This is a genomic window from Streptococcus sp. CCH8-C6 (genome assembly GCF_001557225.1).
Lineage (GTDB): Bacteria > Bacillota > Bacilli > Lactobacillales > Streptococcaceae > Streptococcus > Streptococcus sanguinis_C.
In genome coordinates, this window is the sequence record NZ_LSJN01000030.1 from 1 (window position 1) to 388 (window position 388).

General features: G+C 43.3%; 1 protein-coding gene and 1 pseudogene. Both read left to right on the forward strand.

Features of this window, described 5'->3' with window-relative positions; translation table 11 throughout:
• Window positions 1–104, forward strand: a pseudogene (locus AX677_RS03095) (ethanolamine utilization protein EutM); the annotation flags it as partial.
• 55 nt (window positions 105–159) lie between these two features.
• On the forward strand, window positions 160–388 hold a 229-nt coding region (locus AX677_RS03100), incomplete at its 3' end, for a BMC domain-containing protein (protein ID WP_060976130.1).

The window sequence follows — 388 nt, forward strand, 5'->3', positions numbered from 1 at the left end:
ATGCTGGAGCAGCTGCAGCTGAAAACGTTGGTGAATTGATTTCAGTTCACGTAATCCCACGTCCACATGCTGAAGTGGAAGTAATCTTGCCTCATCAAGAATAAGATTACAGACTTTCGGATAAAATTAAAAACAAGAAAATAATTGGAGGAAATAAACATGGCAAACGCAAATGCATTAGGAATGGTAGAAACAAAAGGACTCGTCGGCGCAATCGAAGCAGCTGATGCAATGGTCAAAGCCGCTAACGTAACTTTGATTGGTAAAGAACAAGTCGGTGCTGGTTTGGTAACTGTAATGGTTCGTGGAGATGTCGGCGCAGTCAAAGCTGCAACAGATGCTGGAGCAGCTGCAGCTGAAAACGTTGGTGAATTGATTTCAGTTCACG